The sequence below is a fragment of the Streptomyces sp. YIM 98790 genome (genome assembly GCF_011421595.1).
In the GTDB taxonomy this organism is placed as follows: domain Bacteria; phylum Actinomycetota; class Actinomycetes; order Streptomycetales; family Streptomycetaceae; genus Streptomyces.
The window spans coordinates 1-17156 of the sequence record NZ_WTLH01000133.1 but is presented as its reverse complement, the minus strand read 5'-3'; the positions used below and the strand labels follow the sequence as shown (position 1 = coordinate 17156).

At 75.7% G+C, this 17156-nt stretch carries 11 protein-coding genes; 6 read left to right on the top strand and 5 right to left on the bottom strand.

The genetic code is table 11. The features are described 5' to 3' along the window. Positions 1–23: 23 nt before the first annotated feature. From GQS09_RS20025 to GQS09_RS20010, 4 genes are all read right to left on the bottom strand, one after another. Positions 24–908 carry an ABC transporter permease gene (locus tag GQS09_RS20025; protein WP_399552567.1) on the bottom strand — a complete coding sequence of 295 codons (885 nt, stop codon included), beginning with the start codon at positions 906–908 and terminating at the stop codon, positions 24–26. Further along, complete coding sequence (gene modA, locus GQS09_RS20020; protein ID WP_165988235.1) at positions 905–1681, bottom strand: molybdate ABC transporter substrate-binding protein; 777 nt, start codon at positions 1679–1681, stop codon at positions 905–907. Before modA ends, GQS09_RS20025 begins: the two co-directional genes overlap by 4 nt. Then, positions 1678–2142, bottom strand: coding sequence for a molybdopterin-binding protein (locus GQS09_RS20015; RefSeq protein ID WP_207958052.1), 465 nt, complete (start codon positions 2140–2142; stop codon positions 1678–1680). The genes modA and GQS09_RS20015 overlap by 4 nt, the downstream gene beginning before the upstream one ends. Before the next feature lie 168 nt (positions 2143–2310). Then, positions 2311–5211 carry a flippase-like domain-containing protein gene (locus GQS09_RS20010; RefSeq protein ID WP_313896232.1) on the bottom strand — a complete coding sequence of 967 codons (2901 nt, stop codon included), beginning with the start codon at positions 5209–5211 and terminating at the stop codon, positions 2311–2313. Positions 5212–5270: 59 nt separating this feature from the next. Between GQS09_RS20010 and GQS09_RS20005 the strand changes: the two genes are divergently transcribed. The 5 genes from GQS09_RS20005 to nudC all read left to right on the top strand — a co-directional run bounded on the left by GQS09_RS20005 (position 5271) and on the right by nudC (position 14813). Beyond that, positions 5271–5708: an MGMT family protein gene (locus tag GQS09_RS20005; protein ID WP_165988231.1), complete on the top strand. Its 438-nt coding sequence runs from the start codon at positions 5271–5273 to the stop codon at positions 5706–5708. A gap of 213 nt (positions 5709–5921) precedes the next feature. Next, the gene (locus tag GQS09_RS20000) at positions 5922–9302 is read left to right on the top strand and encodes an ATP-dependent DNA helicase (protein WP_165988229.1); all 3381 of its coding nucleotides are present in this window, start codon (positions 5922–5924) and stop codon (positions 9300–9302) included. A 176-nt stretch (positions 9303–9478) separates the two neighbouring features. Then, positions 9479–10189 (top strand): hypothetical protein, encoded by a 711-nt coding sequence (locus GQS09_RS19995; protein WP_165988227.1) that lies wholly within the window; start codon positions 9479–9481, stop codon positions 10187–10189. Positions 10190–10264: 75 nt separating this feature from the next. Next, complete coding sequence (locus GQS09_RS19990; protein WP_165988225.1) at positions 10265–13834, top strand: ATP-dependent DNA helicase; 3570 nt, start codon at positions 10265–10267, stop codon at positions 13832–13834. Positions 13835–13844: 10 nt separating this feature from the next. Further along, entirely contained in the window at positions 13845–14813 is a 969-nt protein-coding gene (gene nudC, locus GQS09_RS19985) for an NAD(+) diphosphatase (RefSeq protein ID WP_165988223.1), read from the top strand. A 24-nt stretch (positions 14814–14837) separates the two neighbouring features. Here nudC and GQS09_RS19980 read toward each other — a convergent pair whose 3' ends face one another. After that, positions 14838–15080 (bottom strand): mycoredoxin, encoded by a 243-nt coding sequence (locus GQS09_RS19980; RefSeq protein WP_165988220.1) that lies wholly within the window; start codon positions 15078–15080, stop codon positions 14838–14840. Positions 15081–15331: 251 nt separating this feature from the next. Between GQS09_RS19980 and GQS09_RS19975 the strand changes: the two genes are divergently transcribed. Further along, on the top strand, positions 15332–17156 hold a 1825-nt coding region (locus GQS09_RS19975; protein WP_165988218.1), incomplete at its 3' end, for an ATP-dependent helicase.

Here is a 17156-nt window from a genome sequence, read left to right as displayed (position 1 = left end):
GCCGGAGCGGCGGGGACGGGCGCTCAGCTGCGGGGCGGGGTGGCGCCGGCCAGCCAGCGGCCGCGCAGCGCCAGCAGCACGCCCGCCGCCACCGCCAGCAGCAGCAGCGCCACCGCGGTCGCCCCGGCCGGATCCTCCTGGAGCAGCAGGTAGACCTGGAGCGGCAGGGTCTGGGTCACCCCGGGCAGGTTGCCCGCGAAGGTCAGCGTGGCACCGAACTCGCCCAGGGCCCGTGCCCAGGTCAGCGCGGCCCCGCCGAGCAGCGAGGGCAGCACCATGGGCAGCGTGACATGGCGCAGGCTCTGCAGCGGCCCGGCGCCCATCGTGGCCGCCGCCTCCTCGTACCGCGGGTCCAGGCCGGCCAGCGCGCCCTCCAGCGTGATCACGATGAACGGGAGCGAGACGAAGGTCGCGGCCAGCACCGCACCGGGCGTGGAGAACGGCAGCACGATCCCGATCCGCTCCAGCGGCGCGCCCAGCAGCCCCGAGCGGCCGAAGCCCTGGAGCAGCGCCACCCCGGCCACGGTCGGCGGCAGCACCATGGGCAGCAGCACCAGCGAACGCACCAGCGCCTTGCCGGGCAGCGAGGTACGGGCGAGCACCCAGGCCAGCGGCACGCCCAGCAGCAGGGAGAGCAGCAGTGCCCAGCCGGAGACCGCCAGCGACAGCACCAGCGCCTGGGAGACCTCCGGCGAGCCGAGCCGCCCGGGCAGCTCCGACCAGGGCGCCCGGGTGACGATGCCCAGCAGCGGCACGGCCAGCAGCAGCACCGCCAGGCCGGCCGGCGCGGTCAGTGCCAGCGGGCGGCGCGCTCCGGTCCCGGTCCCGGGGCGGCCGGCGGCCGGGCCGCCGTGGTCGCGGGCTGCGGCGCGGAACCGGCGGTGGCGGCGGAGCGGACGCGGGATCACGGCAGCGCGAACCCCGCCTCCCGGAAGAGGGCGCCGGCCTGTTCGGAGCCGAGCCAGGCCAGGAACGCCTCGGCCGCCTCCTTCTGCGGCGCTTCGTCGAGCACCGCGGCCGGATAGGCGGTGACCACGTTCTGCTCCTCGGGTATCGCCACGCGGTGCAGCCGGGTGCCCGCCGAGACGGCGTCGGTGACGTAGACGATGCCCGCGTCGGCCTCGCCCAGCAGCACCTTGGAGAGCACGGCCCGCACGCTGGCCTCCTCCGAGACGGGGGACACGGTCAGGCCCACCCGGTCCAGGATCTGCCGGCTGTAGGCCCCGGCCGGCACCTCGGGTGCGGCCAGCACCACCGACAGCTCCGGGTCGGTCAGGCCGGACAGCCCGGTGATGCCGTGCGGGTTGCCGCGCAGGGTGACGATGCACAGCTCGTTCCGGGCCAGTTCGGTGGCCGGGCCGGTGCGGCCGGCCAGCGCGGCCATGGTGGCGCCGTCCGCGGTGGCCACCAGGTCGGCCGGCAGGCCCTGCTTGACCTGGGCGACCAGTTCCTGGGAGCCGGCGAAGGAGAACCGCAGCGCCACCTCGGGGTGGGCCTGCTCGTACACCTGGCCGGCCTTGGTGAGGACATCGGTGAGGGAGGCCGCGGCCAGCACGGTGATCGTGGTGTCGGTGCTGTCGTCCCCGCCGTCCGGGCCGCCGCACGCGGTGACCACGGCCGGCGCCAGGAACAGCAGCGCGGCCAGCGCGGCCAGCAGGCGCCCCCGCCCGGGACCGGTCACGGCCGCCCCCCGGAGCCGCCGGAACGGTTCCGCCCGCCGCCCGGGCCGGCACCGCCCTCGTCGATCCGGTCGACGTGCACACTGGTGGCCTTGACCCGGGCGACGGCCTCCACGCCGACCTCCAGGCCGAGTTCCTCCACGGCCTCGCGGGTCAGCAGGGAGACCAGCCGGTGCGGCCCGGCCTGGATCTCCACCTGGGCGGCCACATCGCCGAGCCGCACCGCGGTGACGATGCCGGGGAAGGCGTTGCGGGCGCTGGTGTACGGCTCGGTGTCGGGCACCCCGCTGTCGTCCAGGGAGGCCAGTGCGACCGCGAAGGCCGCCAGGTCCTTGCCCTCGATCAGCCGCCTGCCCGTCTGGTCGCGGCTGGTGGGCAGCCGCCCGGCATCGGCCCAGCGGCGCACGGTGTCCGGGCTGACGCCGAGCAGACGCGCCGCACGACCGATGGAGTATGAACGCATATGCGGCACGATACGGCCGATCGCATCGCAAAAACAAGCGGTACTGGCGGATCAGGTGGGCATATGCGATCCTTCGCCCTCACCTGTCCGGTCGCTCCCGGACCGGGACGGACCCGGACGGACCCGGGCGGGCAGGCTGCGGGCCCGGCGCAGGCCGCCCGGGACCGCTCAGAGGTTGCCCCGCCGGGTCAGATGCGTGAAGCACACCCAGCCGGGCAGCACCGGCAGCCAGAAGGTCACCAGCCGGAACAGCAGCACCGCCGGCGTGGCCGTCTCCTTGGGAACGCCCAGCGCGATCAGGCCCGCCACCATGGCCGCCTCCACCGCGCCCAGGCCACCCGGAGTGGGCGCGGCCGACCCCAGCGCGTTGCCCGCCAGGAAGACCACGGCCACGGCGGCCAGGCCCAGCTCCCCGCCGAAGGCCCGCACCGAGGCGTCCAGGCACAGCACGAAGGCGAAGGTCATGGCCACCGTGCCGCCCAGCCCGCTGAGCAGCTTGCGCGGCTGCTGCACCACGTCCAGCATGCGCGGCACCACCCCGGCGAACAGCACGTTGATCCGCTCGGAGAGGAACCGCCGCAGGCCGGGCACGGCGGTGATGATCAGCACCGCCACCGCCACGGTCAGCAGCCCGGCGATCACCGTGGGAGAGGGCGAGAGCTGGGTGGGGGCATGCTGGGTGCCGGTGATGTAGGCGAAGGCGAACAGCAGCGTGATGGCACTGGCGAAGCCGAAAAGCTGGTGGGCGCCCACGCTGGCCACCGCGTGCCCGGGCCGCACCCCGGAGCGCTGCAGGTACCGGGTGTTCAGCGCCACCCCGCCGATCGCGGCCGGCGCCACCAGCTTCACGAACGAGCCGGCCACCTGCGCCAGCACGGTCCGCAGATAGGGCACCTTCTCCGGCACGAAGCCCAGCAGCCCGAGCGCGGCGGCGAAGTAGGTCAGCGCGGAGAACGCCAGGGCCGCGACCACCCAGCCCCAGTTGGCGCCGGCCACCTCCTCGGTGATGTTCACGTTGGTGATCTGCGACAGCAGCACATACGCGGCGAACACCCCGGCGATCAGGCTGACCAGGGTGCGCGGCCGGACCCGCTCCAGCCGGGCCGGCTCCACCGGCGCCTGCGGCCGGATGCGCAGCACCTCGTTGCGGATCTCGGAGAGCAGATCCGGCTCCTTGGCGTGCGCCAGCGCCTCCTCCATGGCGTTCTTCTCGGCCTGCCGGGCGGCCCGTACCGTCTTGCGGTCCGCCCCCTCCGGCAGGGTGCCCCCGGCCTCCCGGTAGGCGCGGGAGGCGTCCAGCACCACCTGGCGCTCGCGCTGCGCCCGCTCCCGGCCCAGCTGGCGCAGCGTCTGCCGGGTGGAGCGGGACAGCGCGATCGGCTGGAGCAGCGGCAGGGCGTCCGCCACCGCGTCCGGCCCGAGCACGTCCACGGCGGCGGCCACCGAGCGCCGGGCGCCGACGCGCAGCCCGAAGGTGGTCAGCAGCTGGGCCACGTCCATGCGCAGCAGCAGCTCGCCGGCGGCGATCTCGCCGCCGCCGAGGTCGGTGAGAAAGACCCGGCCGGAGCGGTCCAGCAGCAGGGAGCCGCCGACCAGCTGCCGGTGGGCGATGCGCCGGGCCTGCAGCGCCCGCACCTGCTGCCAGGTGTTGCGCATCAGCTCGTCGGTGATCTCGTCCTCGGGCACCGCGTCCAGGACCCGGCCGCCGATGTGCTCGTAGACCAGCATCACCGCGTCCGGGCCGAGATCGTTGGCGGCGATCAGCCGGGGGGCGTTGGCCCCGGCGGCGATGGCCGCGTAGGAGACCAGGGCCTCCTGTTCCAGGGCCTGGCGCAGCGACTGGAGGCTGCGCCGCTGGTGCAGGCCGCGCAGCGCCAGCCGGCGCCACAGCCGGTAGAAGAAGCCCTGGGCCTGCTGGCCGCGGTCCACCACGATCACGTCCAGCGGCGGACCGGACTCCAGGGTGACCAGATAGCGGCGGGGCGCGTCCTCCCGCTCCCGGTCGCCCTCGCCGGCCGGGGCGGCCTCGGCCGGGTCCTCCGCGCGCATCGCGGTGACCGGGCGGAAGCCGACGTGCCGCAGGCCGGCCAGCAGCTGCTGCCCGGTGGGGCGCACATTGGGGGTGCCGACCGCGTAGAGCGTGCCGTACGCCACGGTCCAGCCGATCAGCACGGTGACCAGGATGGAGAACGGGGTGCTGTGGTCGGCCACCAGCACGGAGACCGCGTCCAGCACCAGTACCGCCCACATCAGCACCCGCCAGCGCGGGCGGTGCGCCATGCCCACCGCGGTCATGTAGGCGATGATCGGCGCCAGATAGCCGTGCACCGCCTCGGTGGCCGTGCCGTCGGCGATCCGGCTGGTCAGCGCATCCTGCACCTCGCGCGGCGCCATCCGGGCCACCCACAGGCCGAAGGAGAGGGAGACGCCGTGCGCCAGCACGGCGGCCAGCACGCCGTCGGCGATCCGCAGTCCGTCCCGTTTGATCAGCCGTTCCACGGCGAAGGCCACCGGGACCACCAGCACCGCGATGCTGGAGATCATCCCGGCGAAGCTGATCACCAGCGGCGGGGCGGACTGGGCTGCCTCGCCGATGTCCTCCTCCAGGCCCTTGGTGGTGCCGATCGCGAACGCGGCGACGGCCAGCACCAGGGCGATGCCCAGCAGCCCGAACAGCATCCGCATCAGATCGGCCGGACGGTGCACCCGGGCGGCGAGCAGCGGCTCGTCGCCCAGCACCCGCTCCCCGAGGGCCGGGGAGCCCCCGCTGCCCGCGGCACCGGGAGCCGGCTGCCCGGCGGGGGAGCGGCGGGCGCCCTCCGGGGAGCTCCCGGTGCCGTTGTCCGGACCGGTGTCGTCGTCCGCAGCGGCCGGGGGGCCGTACGCGTCCGGCTCCGTGCCGCGGGGGGAGTGCCCGCTCCGGCCCTCCCGGGGCCGGGCGGCGCCGTCCCGCGAGGCCGGGTCCGGGCCGTCGGCCGCGAGCGGCGGGCGGGCAGGGCCGGCCGCGGAGTGAGGCTGCTCCTCAGTCCGCTCGCCGTCCCGTCGTGTCGACTCTTCGCCCCGTATCACTGCTCACCGCCGGGACGATAGTGACACGACGGCTCTCCCGGTGCGGCACCATGGTCGGCATGGCCGCCCACCACGCCACCGGAGCCGGGGATTCCGCCGGCCCCTCCGCGGCGGTGCCGCACCGGCTGCCGGACTACGCGGAGCGGGTGCTGACCGTTGTCGAGGACATCCCGCCCGGCCGGGTCGCCACCTACGGCGACATCGCGGCCCTGCTCGGCGAGGGCGGGCCCCGCCAGGTCGGCACGGTGATGGCCCGGTACGGCGGCGCCGTGCCCTGGTGGCGGGTGGTGCGCGCGGACGGCACCCTGCTGCCCGGCCACGAACGGGAGGCCCTGGAGCACTACCGCGCCGAGGGCACCCCGCTGCGCCGCGGCCCGGACGGCACCACGGCCCGCGCCGGCGGCACCCGGCGGATCGACATGCGCCGGGCGCGCTGGGCCGGTCCCGGCCCCGGGGAAGCCCATGCGGACCACGCGGACCACGCGGGCCGCGGCTGACCGGCGGCTCCGTCCCGGACGCCGGCCCGCTCCACACGGACGACTGCGGCTCACACCCCCCAGCTTCCGCCATGGTGCGGGTGCACTTCCAACCGGAGGCCCGGCCGGACCGCCCCCGGCGCGCCGGAAGAGGGCTGCGGCGGTGCCGCTCCCTGGCGTACCGTCGGCTGCACCGTCCTCCCCCCGAGCGGGGAGCCCCCGCGAGAACCTGCGATGCACGTGAGCCTCTCTGTCCCGTCACCCGACATACCAGCCGCGGAACCCGCCCCGCGCCCCGTCGACCCCGGGGCGTACCGACTGGTGCGCCACCGGCCGCCCGCCGGTGCCGCCGGTCTCCCCACGGTGGACGCACACCAGCGCCGGGTGGTTGAGCACACCGGGGGACCGCTGCTGGTCCTCGCCGGTCCCGGCACCGGCAAGACCACCACTCTGGTGGAGGCGGTGGCCGCGCGCGTCCACCGTGGGACTGATCCTGAGCGGATTCTCGTCCTCACCTTCAGCCGCAAGGCCGCGGTCGAGCTGCGCGACCGGATGACCGAACGGCTGGCCGAGCGCGCCCCGCGCGCCACCACCTTCCACTCCTTCGGCTACGCCCTGCTGCGCGCCCACTCCGACCGCTCCCTGTACGCCGAGCCGCCGCGTCTGCTCTCCGGCCCGGAGCAGGACCTCTACCTGCGGGAGCTGCTGGCCGGCCAGCCGGAGCTGGCGCGCGCCGGACGCGGCATCGACTGGCCGCCGGACCTGCGCGCCTGCCTGACCACCCGGGGCCTGGCCGACGAACTGCGCGCGGTGCTGGCCCGCACCCGGGAGCTGGGCCTGGACCCGGGCACCCTGGGCGGCTTCGCGCACCGCACCGGCCGCCCCGACTGGTACGCCGCCGCCCGCTTCATCGCCGAGTACCTGGACGTCACCGAGCAGCAGGGGGTGATCGACTACACCGAGCTGGTGCACCGCGCGGTCCGGCTCGCCGAGGGCGCCGGGGACAGCCCGGAGGCCGCCGGCACCGCCCGCCGCATCCGTGAGGCCTACGACGCGGTCTTCGTGGACGAGTACCAGGACACCGACCCTGCCCAGGTGCGGCTGCTGCGCGCACTGGCCGGCGCGGACGCGTCCCCCGCGTCCCGCGGGCGCGGGCGCGGGACAAGCCGTGACCTGGTGGTCTTCGGCGACCCGGACCAGTCGATCTACGCCTTCCGCGGCGCCGACATCAACGGCATCCTCGGCTTCCGCGACACCTTCCGCTCCCCGGACGGCAGCCCCGCGCCGGTCGCGGTGCTGCGCACCTCCCGCCGCAGCGGCGCGAACCTGCTGGCCGCCACCCGCCTGGTGACCCGCCGGATGCCGCTCACCCGGCTGCCCGCCGACGCCGTGCGCGCCCACCGCGACCTGCGGGCCACCCGGCCCGGCGGCACCGTACGGGTGCTGACCTTCCCCACCCCCGGCGCCGAGCTCGACAACATCGCCGACCTGCTGCGCCGCGCCCACCTGGAGGACGGCATCCCGTGGGGCGAGATGGCGGTGCTGGTCCGGGCCGGCCACCGCACCCTGCCCTCGGTCCGCCGCGCCCTGACCGTGGCCGGCGTCCCGGTGCACACCGACGGCGACGACGTACCGCTGCGCCACGAACCGGCCGTGGCCCCGCTGCTCACCGCGCTGCGCGCGGTGGCCCGCCCCGAGGGCCTGACCACCGAGACCGCCGTCGCGCTGCTCGGCTCCCCGCTGGGCGGCATGGACGCCACCGACCTGCGCCGCCTGGGCCGGGCGCTGCGCGCCGAGGAGCGCGCCGCCGGCCACACCCGCCCGGCGCCCTGGGACGAGCTGGTGGCCCGTGCCCTGGCCGAGCCGGAGCGGCTGATCGCGCACGACCCGGCCTACGCGGCCGGCGCCCAGAAGCTGGGCCGGCTGCTGCGCAAGGCCCGGGAGCGGCTGGAGGGCGGAGCCAGCGCCGAGGACGTGCTGTGGGATCTGTGGGACGGCACCGACTGGCCGCACCGGCTGGCCCGTGCCGCCCACCGCGGCGGGCCCGCCGGGCGCAACGCCGACCGCGACCTGGACGCCATCTGCGACCTGTTCGACGCCGCCGCCCGGGCCGAGGAGCGCGGCCACGGCCGCGGCGCGCTCAACTTCCTCGCCGAGCTGGAGTCGCACGACATCGCCGCCGACACCCGCACCCCCCGCCCGGTGCGCCCGGACTCCGTCCAGCTCATGACCGCGCACCGCTCCAAGGGCCTGGAGTGGCGGCTGGTGGTGGTGGCCGGGGTGCAGGAGGGGCTGTGGCCGGACCTGCGCCGCCGCGGCTCGCTGCTGGAGGCCGACCGCATCGGCCGGGACGGCCTCGCCCCGCCGATGAGCTCCGCCGCCCTGCTGGCCGAGGAGCGGCGGCTGTTCTACGTGGCCTGCACCCGGGCCCGGGACCGGCTGGTCGTCACCGCGGTGCGCGGCGGCGACGACGGCGACCAGCCCTCCCGCTTCCTCACCGAGCTGGGCACCGAGCCGGAGGACGTCTCCGGCCGGCCGCGCCGCCCGCTGGCGGTGCCCGCCCTGGTGGCCGAGCTGCGCGCCACCACCGTGGACCCGGAGGCCTCCCCGGCGCTGCGCCGGGCGGCGGCCCGGCGGCTGGCCAGGCTGGCCGCGCTGCGCGACGAGGACGGCAGCCCGATGGTGCCCGGTGCCCATCCGCAGCGCTGGTGGGGGCTGCGCGAACTGTCCCGCGGGCCGGTGCCGGTCCGGGACCCGGAGCGGCCGGTGGCGCTCACCGGGAGCGCGCTGGAACAGCTCGCGGAGGTCTGCTCGCTGCGCTGGTTCCTGGGCCGGGAGGTGCATGCCGAGGGGCCGCCCGGCACCGCGCAGAGCTTCGGCAGCGTGCTGCACGTGCTGGCCGACGAGGTGGCCTCCGGCGCGACCCCGGCCGACCTGGACGTGCTGATGTCCCGGCTGGACGGGGTCTGGGACTCGCTGGTGTTCGAGGCCCCCTGGCAGTCGCGGCAGGAGCGCGAGGACGCCCGCGCCGCGCTGGAGCGCTTCCTCGCCTGGCACGTCCAGCACCGGGACGCCGGGCGGCTGCCCGTCGCCTCGGAGCAGGGCTTCGAAGTCACGCTGCCGGCCGGCCAGGTGGAGGTGCGCATCCGCGGCACCTGGGACCGCATCGACCGGGACACCGAGGGCCGGGTGTACGTGGTGGACTTCAAGACCGCCCGCACCCCCGCCACCGGCCCGGAGGCCGCCCGCCATCCCCAGCTCGCGGTCTACCAGCTCGCCGTGGCCGGGGCGGGCACCGGCACGGACCCCGGGGAGGACCGCCCGGGCGCCGGCGCGGACGCCGGCGCGGACAGCGCCGGCCGGCTCGGCGGCGCCGAACTCGTCTACCTCCGCGCCGGAGCGGCGCAGCGCGACGGCGGCGACACCCTGCCCGCGGTGCGCCGCCAGCCGCCGCTGGAGGGCGAGGGCGAGGCCCGGATCCGGGAGGTGCTGGCCGAGGCGGCCGGCCGGGTGCTGGACGAACGGTTCGGTCCGGCGCCCGGCGACCACTGCGGCACCTGCTCCTTCCGCACCGCCTGCTCGGGCCACCCCGAGGGCCGCCAGACCGTCGAGTGACTCGGCGGGCCCCCGGCCCCGCGGGGCGGCCGGGGCACGGTTCGGCAACGGCACGGCAAAGGCCCGGACCGCCCGGGAACCGGACCCGCCGTCTCACATGTCAGAGCGGTGTGATCGGATCTGGGGGCGAAAATCTCCCGGAACGACCGGACGAGCACGCCGCTAGGAGAGCACTGATGCCTGCCAACCCGAAGAAAGCCCTGATCACGGCTGCTGCCACCGCCCTTCTGCTGACCGGCACGGCCGCCTGCGGCAGCGACGGCGGTGCGCTGGACGGCCTGGCCGCCGAGGAGGTCGCCGAGAAGGCGCAGGAGTCCATGAAGAACCTGGACTCCCTCACCATGAAGGGCGAGATCACCCAGGAAGAGGGCCTGATGAAGCTCGACGTCTCGCTCACCACGGACGGCGAGTGCTCCGGCACCGTGGCGATCGACGACCAGGAGATGGAGTTCATCCAGGTCGGCGACTACTCCTACATGAAGGCCAGCGACGCCTTCTGGGACGCCCAGGGCGCGGACGGCGCCGCCATGAACGATCTGGTGGCCGGCCGCTGGATGCGGACCTCCGGGGACAGCGGCTTCGGCGACATCTGTGCCCTGGAAGACCTCCTGGACAGCATGAACGACGACTCCGGCGACGAGAAGATGGAGGTCACCGACGGCGGCAAGGTCAACGGCCGCTCCACCGTCAAGCTGACCGTCACCGAGGACGACGAGACCACCGACGTCTACGTGGCCAACTCCGACGACGCCTACATCGTGCGGGTGATGCAGGAGGGCGGGGACGAGCCCGGCCAGATCGACCTGGGCGACTTCAACAAGAAGTTCACCTTCAGCGCCCCCGCCGAGGACGACTACGTCGACATGGACTCGCTGAGCCAGCAGTGACCCGTCCCGGGCCGGCGGCCCGGCCGCTGCCGCCGCTGCCGGTGGTGTCGGCGCGGGGTACTAGCCTCATGCGGCGTGTCACCTTCGCCGAGCCGGCCGGCCGCCGGTCCCGTACGCCTGCGGGATCCCGAGGAGCTGAAGGAGCTGCTCGGGATCCCGTTCACCCCCGAGCAGCTGGCCTGCATCACCGCACCGCTCGCACCGCAGGTCATCGTGGCCGGTGCCGGATCGGGAAAGACCACGGTGATGGCCGCCCGGGTGGTGTGGCTGGTCGCCACCGGCCAGGTCGCCCCGGAGCAGGTGCTGGGCCTGACCTTCACCAACAAGGCCGCCGGTGAACTCGCCGAGCGGGTGACGCTTGCGCTGCGCAGGGCCGGAGTGCTCGACCCGCCCGGACCCGCCGGGCCGCCGTCCCCGCCCGCGGCCCCGGGCGGGCACGCCGCCGGGCACACCGAGGAGCAGGACACCCCGCCGGGCGAGCCGGAGATCTCCACCTACCACGCCTTCGCCGGGCGGCTGCTCACCGAGCACGGGCTGCGCATCGGCATCGAACCCGCCTCGCAACTGCTCGCCGACGCCTCCCGGTTCCAGCTCGCCGCCGAGGTGCTGCGGTCCGCCCCGGCCGCGTTCGCCGCACCCACCAGCCTCTCCGGCGCCCCCCGCCGCTTCACCGACCTGGTCGGCGATCTGATCCGCCTGGAGGGGGCGCTGTCCGAACACCTGGTGGAACCGGACCGGCTGCGCCGGTTCGACCAGGCGCTGCCCGAACGGCTGCCGGACCCGGACGCCCTCGTCCCCGCGGCCGACGGCACCCGCGGCCGGCCCCGCCGGCTGCGCAAGAAGGAGCGGGACGAACTGGCCCGCACCGCCGAGGCCGCCCGCGGCCGGCTCCAGCTGCTGTCCCTGGTCGAGGAGTACCGCACCCGCAAGCGCGCCCGTGACCTGCTCGACTTCGGGGACCAGATCGCGCTCTCCGCCCGCCTGGCCCGGGACACCCCCGAGACCGGCCGGGCACTGCGCGAGCGGTACGCCGTGGTCCTGCTCGACGAGTACCAGGACACCTCGGTCGCCCAGCGCATCCTGCTCTCCGGCCTGTTCGGCGGCGGCACCGGCCACCCCGTCACCGCGGTCGGCGACCCCTGCCAGGCCATCTACGGCTGGCGCGGCGCCTCCGTGGCCAACCTGGACGAGTTCCCCGGCCACTTCCCGCACGCCGACGGCACCCCCGCCACCCGCTTCACCCTCAGCGAGAACCGCCGCAGCGGCGGCCGGCTGCTCACCCTGGCCAACCGCCTCGCCGCCCCGCTGCGCGCCCACCACCCCGGCACCGCCCCGCTGCGCCCGGCCGACGGCCAGGAGACGGACGGCCGCATCCGGGTCGCCCTGCACCCCACCCAGCGCGAGGAACTCCACTGGCTGGCCGACGGCATCGCCCACCTGATCGCCACCGGCACCCCGCCGGGCGGCATCGCCGTGCTCTGCCGCACCGCCCGGGACTTCCCGGAGATCCAGCGGGTGCTGAGCGAGCGCCGCATCCCGGCGGAGATCGTCGGCCTGTCCGGGCTGCTGCACCTGCCGGAGGTGGCCGACCTGGTGGCCGTCTGCCGGGTGCTGGCCGACCCGACGGCCAACGGCCCGCTGGTGCGGCTGCTCAGCGGCCCCCGCTGGCGGATCGGCCCGCGCGACCTGGCCATGCTGGGCCGCCGGGCCCGCGAGATGGTCCGCCGCGCCGGGCCGGAGGAGGAGGGCCGGGACCCGCTGCGCGACGCCGCCGCGGGGGCCGACCCCACCGAGACCGTCTCGCTGGCCGACGCCCTGGACACCTTCGCCGGGGGCGACGTCCGCGAGCCCGACGACGGGCTGCCGTTCTCCGACGAGGCCCGCATCCGGTTCGCCCACCTCGCCGCCGAACTGCGCGAGCTGCGGCGCTCGCTGAGCGATCCGCTGATGGACACCCTGCACCGGGTGCTGTCCGTCACCGGGCTGGACATCGAGCTGGCCGCCTCGCCGCAGGCGCTGGCCGCCCGGCGCCGCGAGACCCTGGACGCGTTCCTGGCGGTGGCGGCCGACTTCGCCTCCGGCCGCCGCCGCACCGCACTGGACCAGGACGCCACACTGCCCGCCTTCCTGGCCTACCTGCGGGCCGCCGAGGAGCACGACAACGGGCTGGACTCCACCCTGCCGGCGGCCGGCAGCGGCGAGAACACCGTCAAGGTGCTCACCGCGCACCGGGCCAAGGGCCTGGAATGGGACGTGGTGGCCCTGCCGGGGCTGTACGAGGGGCGCGGCGGCTTCCCCTCCACCCGGGTCCAGGAGTCCTGGCTGAAGTACGCGCACACCCTGCCCGCGCCGCTGCGCGGCGACGCCGCCACCCAGCCGGCGGTCGCCGAGTGGTCGCCCGAGGGGCTGGAGTCCTACCACGACCAGGAGCGGACCCACACCGCGCTGGAGGAACTCCGCCTCGCCTACGTGGCCGTCACCCGTCCCCGCTCGCTGCTGCTGGCCTCGGGCCACCGCTGGGGTCCGGAGCAGAAGCGCCCCCGTGTCCCTTCCCCCTACCTGGAGATGCTCCGCGGGTACTGCGAGAGCGAACCCGCCGCGGGCGAGATCGAGGTCTGGGCCGAGGAGCCCCCGGCGGGGGCCGAGAACCCGGTGCTGGCCGAGGAGCGGGAAGAACTGCTGTGGCCGATGCCGCTGGACGAGGACGCCGCCCGCCGTCGCCGTGAGGCCGCGGAGCTGGTGCTCGCCGAACTCCGCGCGCTGCCGCCGATCCCTCACCAGACGCCCCGCCAGGCCCCCGGCCCGGCCGCCGCCCCGGCAGGACCCGCGGGGGACGGCGGCGGGGACGACCGCGGGGACGGCGGCGGGGACGGCGGCGGGGACGGGCCGCCGGACGAGGAGCGCGAGGCCGAGGGGCTGACGCCGGAGGAACAGCGGACGGCGGCCTCCTGGGACCGCGATCTGGAGGTCCTCGCCACCGAGCTGCGCCGTTCCCGGCAGCGGGTGCGCGAGGTGCCGCTGCCGGTCTCGCTCTCCGCCTCCCAGCTCCAGCGGCTGGCCGCCGACCCCGACAGCCTGGCCCGCGACCTGGCCCGCCCGATGCCGCGCCCGCCGCAGCCCGCCGCCCGGCGCGGCACCCGCTTCCACGCCTGGGTGGAGTCCCGCTTCGAGGAGCTGGCCCTGCCCCTGCTCGGCCTGGACGAGCTGCCCGGCGGCGACGAGTCCGGCGCCGAGCCGGACCAGGACCAGGAGGTCCGCGACGAGCGGGACCTGGAGGCGCTCAAGGAGGCGTTCCTGCGCACGCCCTGGGCCCGCCGCACCCCCCACCGGGTGGAGGTCCCCTTCCAGCTCCGCCTGGCCGGGCACACCATCCGCGGCCGGATGGACGCCGTCTACCGGGACGGCGACCGCTACGAGATCATCGACTGGAAGACCGGCCGCGACCAGAACGCCGACCCGCTCCAGCTCGCCATCTACCGGGTGGCCTGGTCCGAGCGGTGCAATGTGCCGCTGAACCAGATCTCCGCGGCGTTCCTCTACGTCCGCACCGGCGAGCTGGTCCGCCCCTACGCCCTGCCCGACCGCACCGGCCTGGAGCGCATCCTGCAAGGGGACACGTCCTGGTCGGTGAACGCGCCCGGCTAGGCTTGCCGGTATGGGTACGCACTCGGACAATGCCGTCCAGCCGGTCCTTCTCACCGGCACCGGGGGGATCGACCGCTGCTCCGGCCGCCGGCTGGACGAGGTCTGGCTGGCGGCCGCCTGGAGCCACCCCACCACGCGGGTCTTCGTGGTCTCCGGCGGCCAGGCCCTGGTCGAGGACGGGCCCGACGGGCGCACCGAACTGGTGACGACCCCGTCCTTCGACGCGCCGCTGACCGAGGCCCACCGCTACTTCCTGGGCCAGGACGCGGACGGGGTGCGCTACTTCGCCCTGCAGAAGGACAGCCTGCCCGGACGGATGGACGACACCGCCCGCCCGGCCGGGCTGCGCGAGGCCGCGGCCCTGCTCGACGAGCGTGACCAGGAACTGCTGGTGCACGCCGTGGCGCTGGAGAACTGGCAGCGCATGCACCGCTTCTGCTCGCGCTGCGGCGAGCGCACGGTGATCGCCGCGGCCGGCCACATCCGCCGCTGCCCGGCGTGCGGCGCCGAGCACTACCCGCGCACCGACCCGGCGGTGATCATGCTGGTGACGGATGCCGAGGACCGGGCGCTGCTGGGGCGCCAGGTGCACTGGCCGCCGGGCCGCTGGTCCACCCTGGCGGGTTTCGTGGAGCCGGGCGAATCCCTGGAGGCCGCGGTGATCCGCGAGGTCGCCGAGGAGGCCGGCATCGTGGTGACGGACGTGCAGTACGTGGCCAGCCAGCCCTGGCCGTTCCCGTCCTCCCTGATGCTGGGCTTCCTCACCCGGGCCGCCGGCTCCACCGAGCTGCACATCGACGGCGATGAGATCGAGCAGGCCCGCTGGTTCTCCCGGGAGGAGCTGCGGGCGGGCATCGAGTCCGGCGAGATCCTGCCGCCCTACCGGATCTCGATCGCCTCCCACCTGCTGGAGCTGTGGTACGGCAAGCCGCTGCCCACCCCGGCCCCGGCCCCGGGCGGCGGCCGGGCGCGCCCGTGACGCCCGGCGCCGGGCGGGAGCGTCTCAGACGGCCAGCTTGGCCTTGACCTGGGCGACGCTCGGATTGGTCAGCGTGCTGCCGTCGGCGAAGATCAGCGTCGGCACGGTCTGGTTGCCGTTGTTGGCCCGTTCGACGACGGCCGCGGCGTCCGGGTCCTCCTCGATGTTGACCTCGGTGTAGAGAATGCCCTCCCGGTCGAGCTGGCCCTTCAGCCGGCGGCAGTAGCCGCACCACGAGGTGCTGTACATCGTCACCGTGCCCTGCATGTGCCTCGACGTCCTTCCGTGTCGGTCGGCGGTGATCCCGGCGGCCCCGGCGGAGCGGTACCGCCCATCAGCCCCCGTGCGGGGGCGCGATTGCCTCCCCGGGAACGCCGCCCGCGCCGTGGCCATTCCCGCCCGGTGCTTCTGCGGCTGCCCGCGCAGCCGTGTCCGCAGTGTCCCGCCCCGGGTGGCGGTATGACAATCGTCTGCGGCTGTGGACAACGTGGCCCGGGGCGGCGGCGAGACCTGGCAGCATGGGCCGGGTGACAGCAGCAGTGCCTCCTCCCGGTTCCCGCCCCGCCGATCCCGACGCGGTGCTCGAAGGGCTCGATCCCGAGCAGCGCGAGGTCGCCACCACCCTGCGCGGCCCGGTCTGCGTGCTGGCCGGTGCCGGTACCGGCAAGACCAGGGCCATCACGCACCGCATCGCCTACGGGGTCCGCAGCGGCGTGCTGCCGCCGGCCAGTGTGCTCGCCGTCACCTTCACCAACCGGGCCGCCGGGGAGATGCGCGGCCGGCTGCGCTCCCTGGGTGCCGAGGGCGTCCAGGCCCGGACCTTCCACTCCGCGGCCCTGCGCCAGCTCCAGTTCTTCTGGCCCCGGGCGGTGGGCGGCGAGCCGCCGCGGCTGCTGGAGCGCAAGGTCCAGCTGGTCGCGGAGGCCGCGGCGCGCAGCCGGATCCGGCTGGAGCGGGCCGAGCTGCGCGATGTCACCTCCGAGATCGAGTGGGCCAAGCTCACCCAGACCGTCCCGGAGGACTATCCGGCCGCGCTGGTCAAGGCCGGCCGGGAGGCCCCGCGCGACCCGGCCGAGACCGCCCGCATCTACAGCACCTACGAGCAGCTCAAGCGGGACCGCGACACCATTGATTTCGAGGACGTGCTGCTGCTCACCGTCGGCATCCTCCAGGACCGGCAGGACATCGCGGACACCGTGCGCCGCCAGTACCAGCACTTCGTGGTCGACGAGTACCAGGACGTCAGCCCGCTCCAGCAGCGGCTGCTGGAGCTGTGGCTCGGCGAGCGGGACAGCATCTGCGTGGTGGGGGACGCCGGCCAGACCATCTACTCCTTCACCGGCGCCACCCCCGACTTCCTGCTCGACTTCCGCACCCGGCACCCCGGCGCCACGGTGGTGAAGCTGGTCCGGGACTACCGCTCCACCCCCCAGGTGGTCCATCTGGCCAACGGCCTGCTCGCCCAGGCCGCCGGCCGGGCCGCAGAGCACCGGCTGGAGCTGGTCTCCCAGCGCCCGCCCGGCCCCGAGCCGGTCTTCACCGAACACCGGGACGAACCGGCCGAGGCCGAGGCCACCGCCGCCACCGTGCGCGATCTGATCCGGGCCGGCACCCCGGCCGGTGAGATCGCCGTCCTGTACCGGATCAACGCCCAGTCGGAGATCTACGAACAGGCCCTGGCCGACGCCGGGGTGCCCTATCAGATGAAGGGCGCCGAGCGGTTCTTCGAGCGGGCCGAGGTCCGGCAGGCCGGGCTGGCGCTGCGCGGCGCGGCCCGCGCGGGAGGCGCCAACGACACCGCCCTGGCCGGTGCGGTCACGCTGCCCGAGCAGGTGGGCGCGGTGCTGGCCGCCCAGGGCTGGAGCCCGGAACCACCGGGCGGCACCGGTGCGGTGCGGGACCGCTGGGAGTCGCTGCGCGCTCTGGTGCGGCTCGCCGAGGACTTCGCCGCCGGGCATCCGGCGGCCGGGCTGGCCGAGTTCGTCACCGAGCTGGAGGAGCGGGCCCGGGTCCAGCACGCCCCGGCGCTGGACGGCGTCACCCTGGCCTCCCTGCACGCCGCCAAGGGCCTGGAGTGGGATGCGGTTTTCCTGGTCGGGCTGACCGACGGCATGCTGCCCATCACCCACGCCAGGACCCCGGAGCAGATCGAGGAGGAGCGCCGGCTGCTCTACGTCGGCGTCACCCGGGCCCGGAAGCATCTGACCCTCTCCTGGGCGCTGGCCCGCTCCCCGGGCGGGCGGGCGAGCCGCCGCCCCAGCCGCTTCCTGGACGGGCTGCGGCCCGGCTCGGCCGCGGCACGGGGCCGCGGTCCGGGCGGCAGCGGCGGCGTCGAGCGGGGAG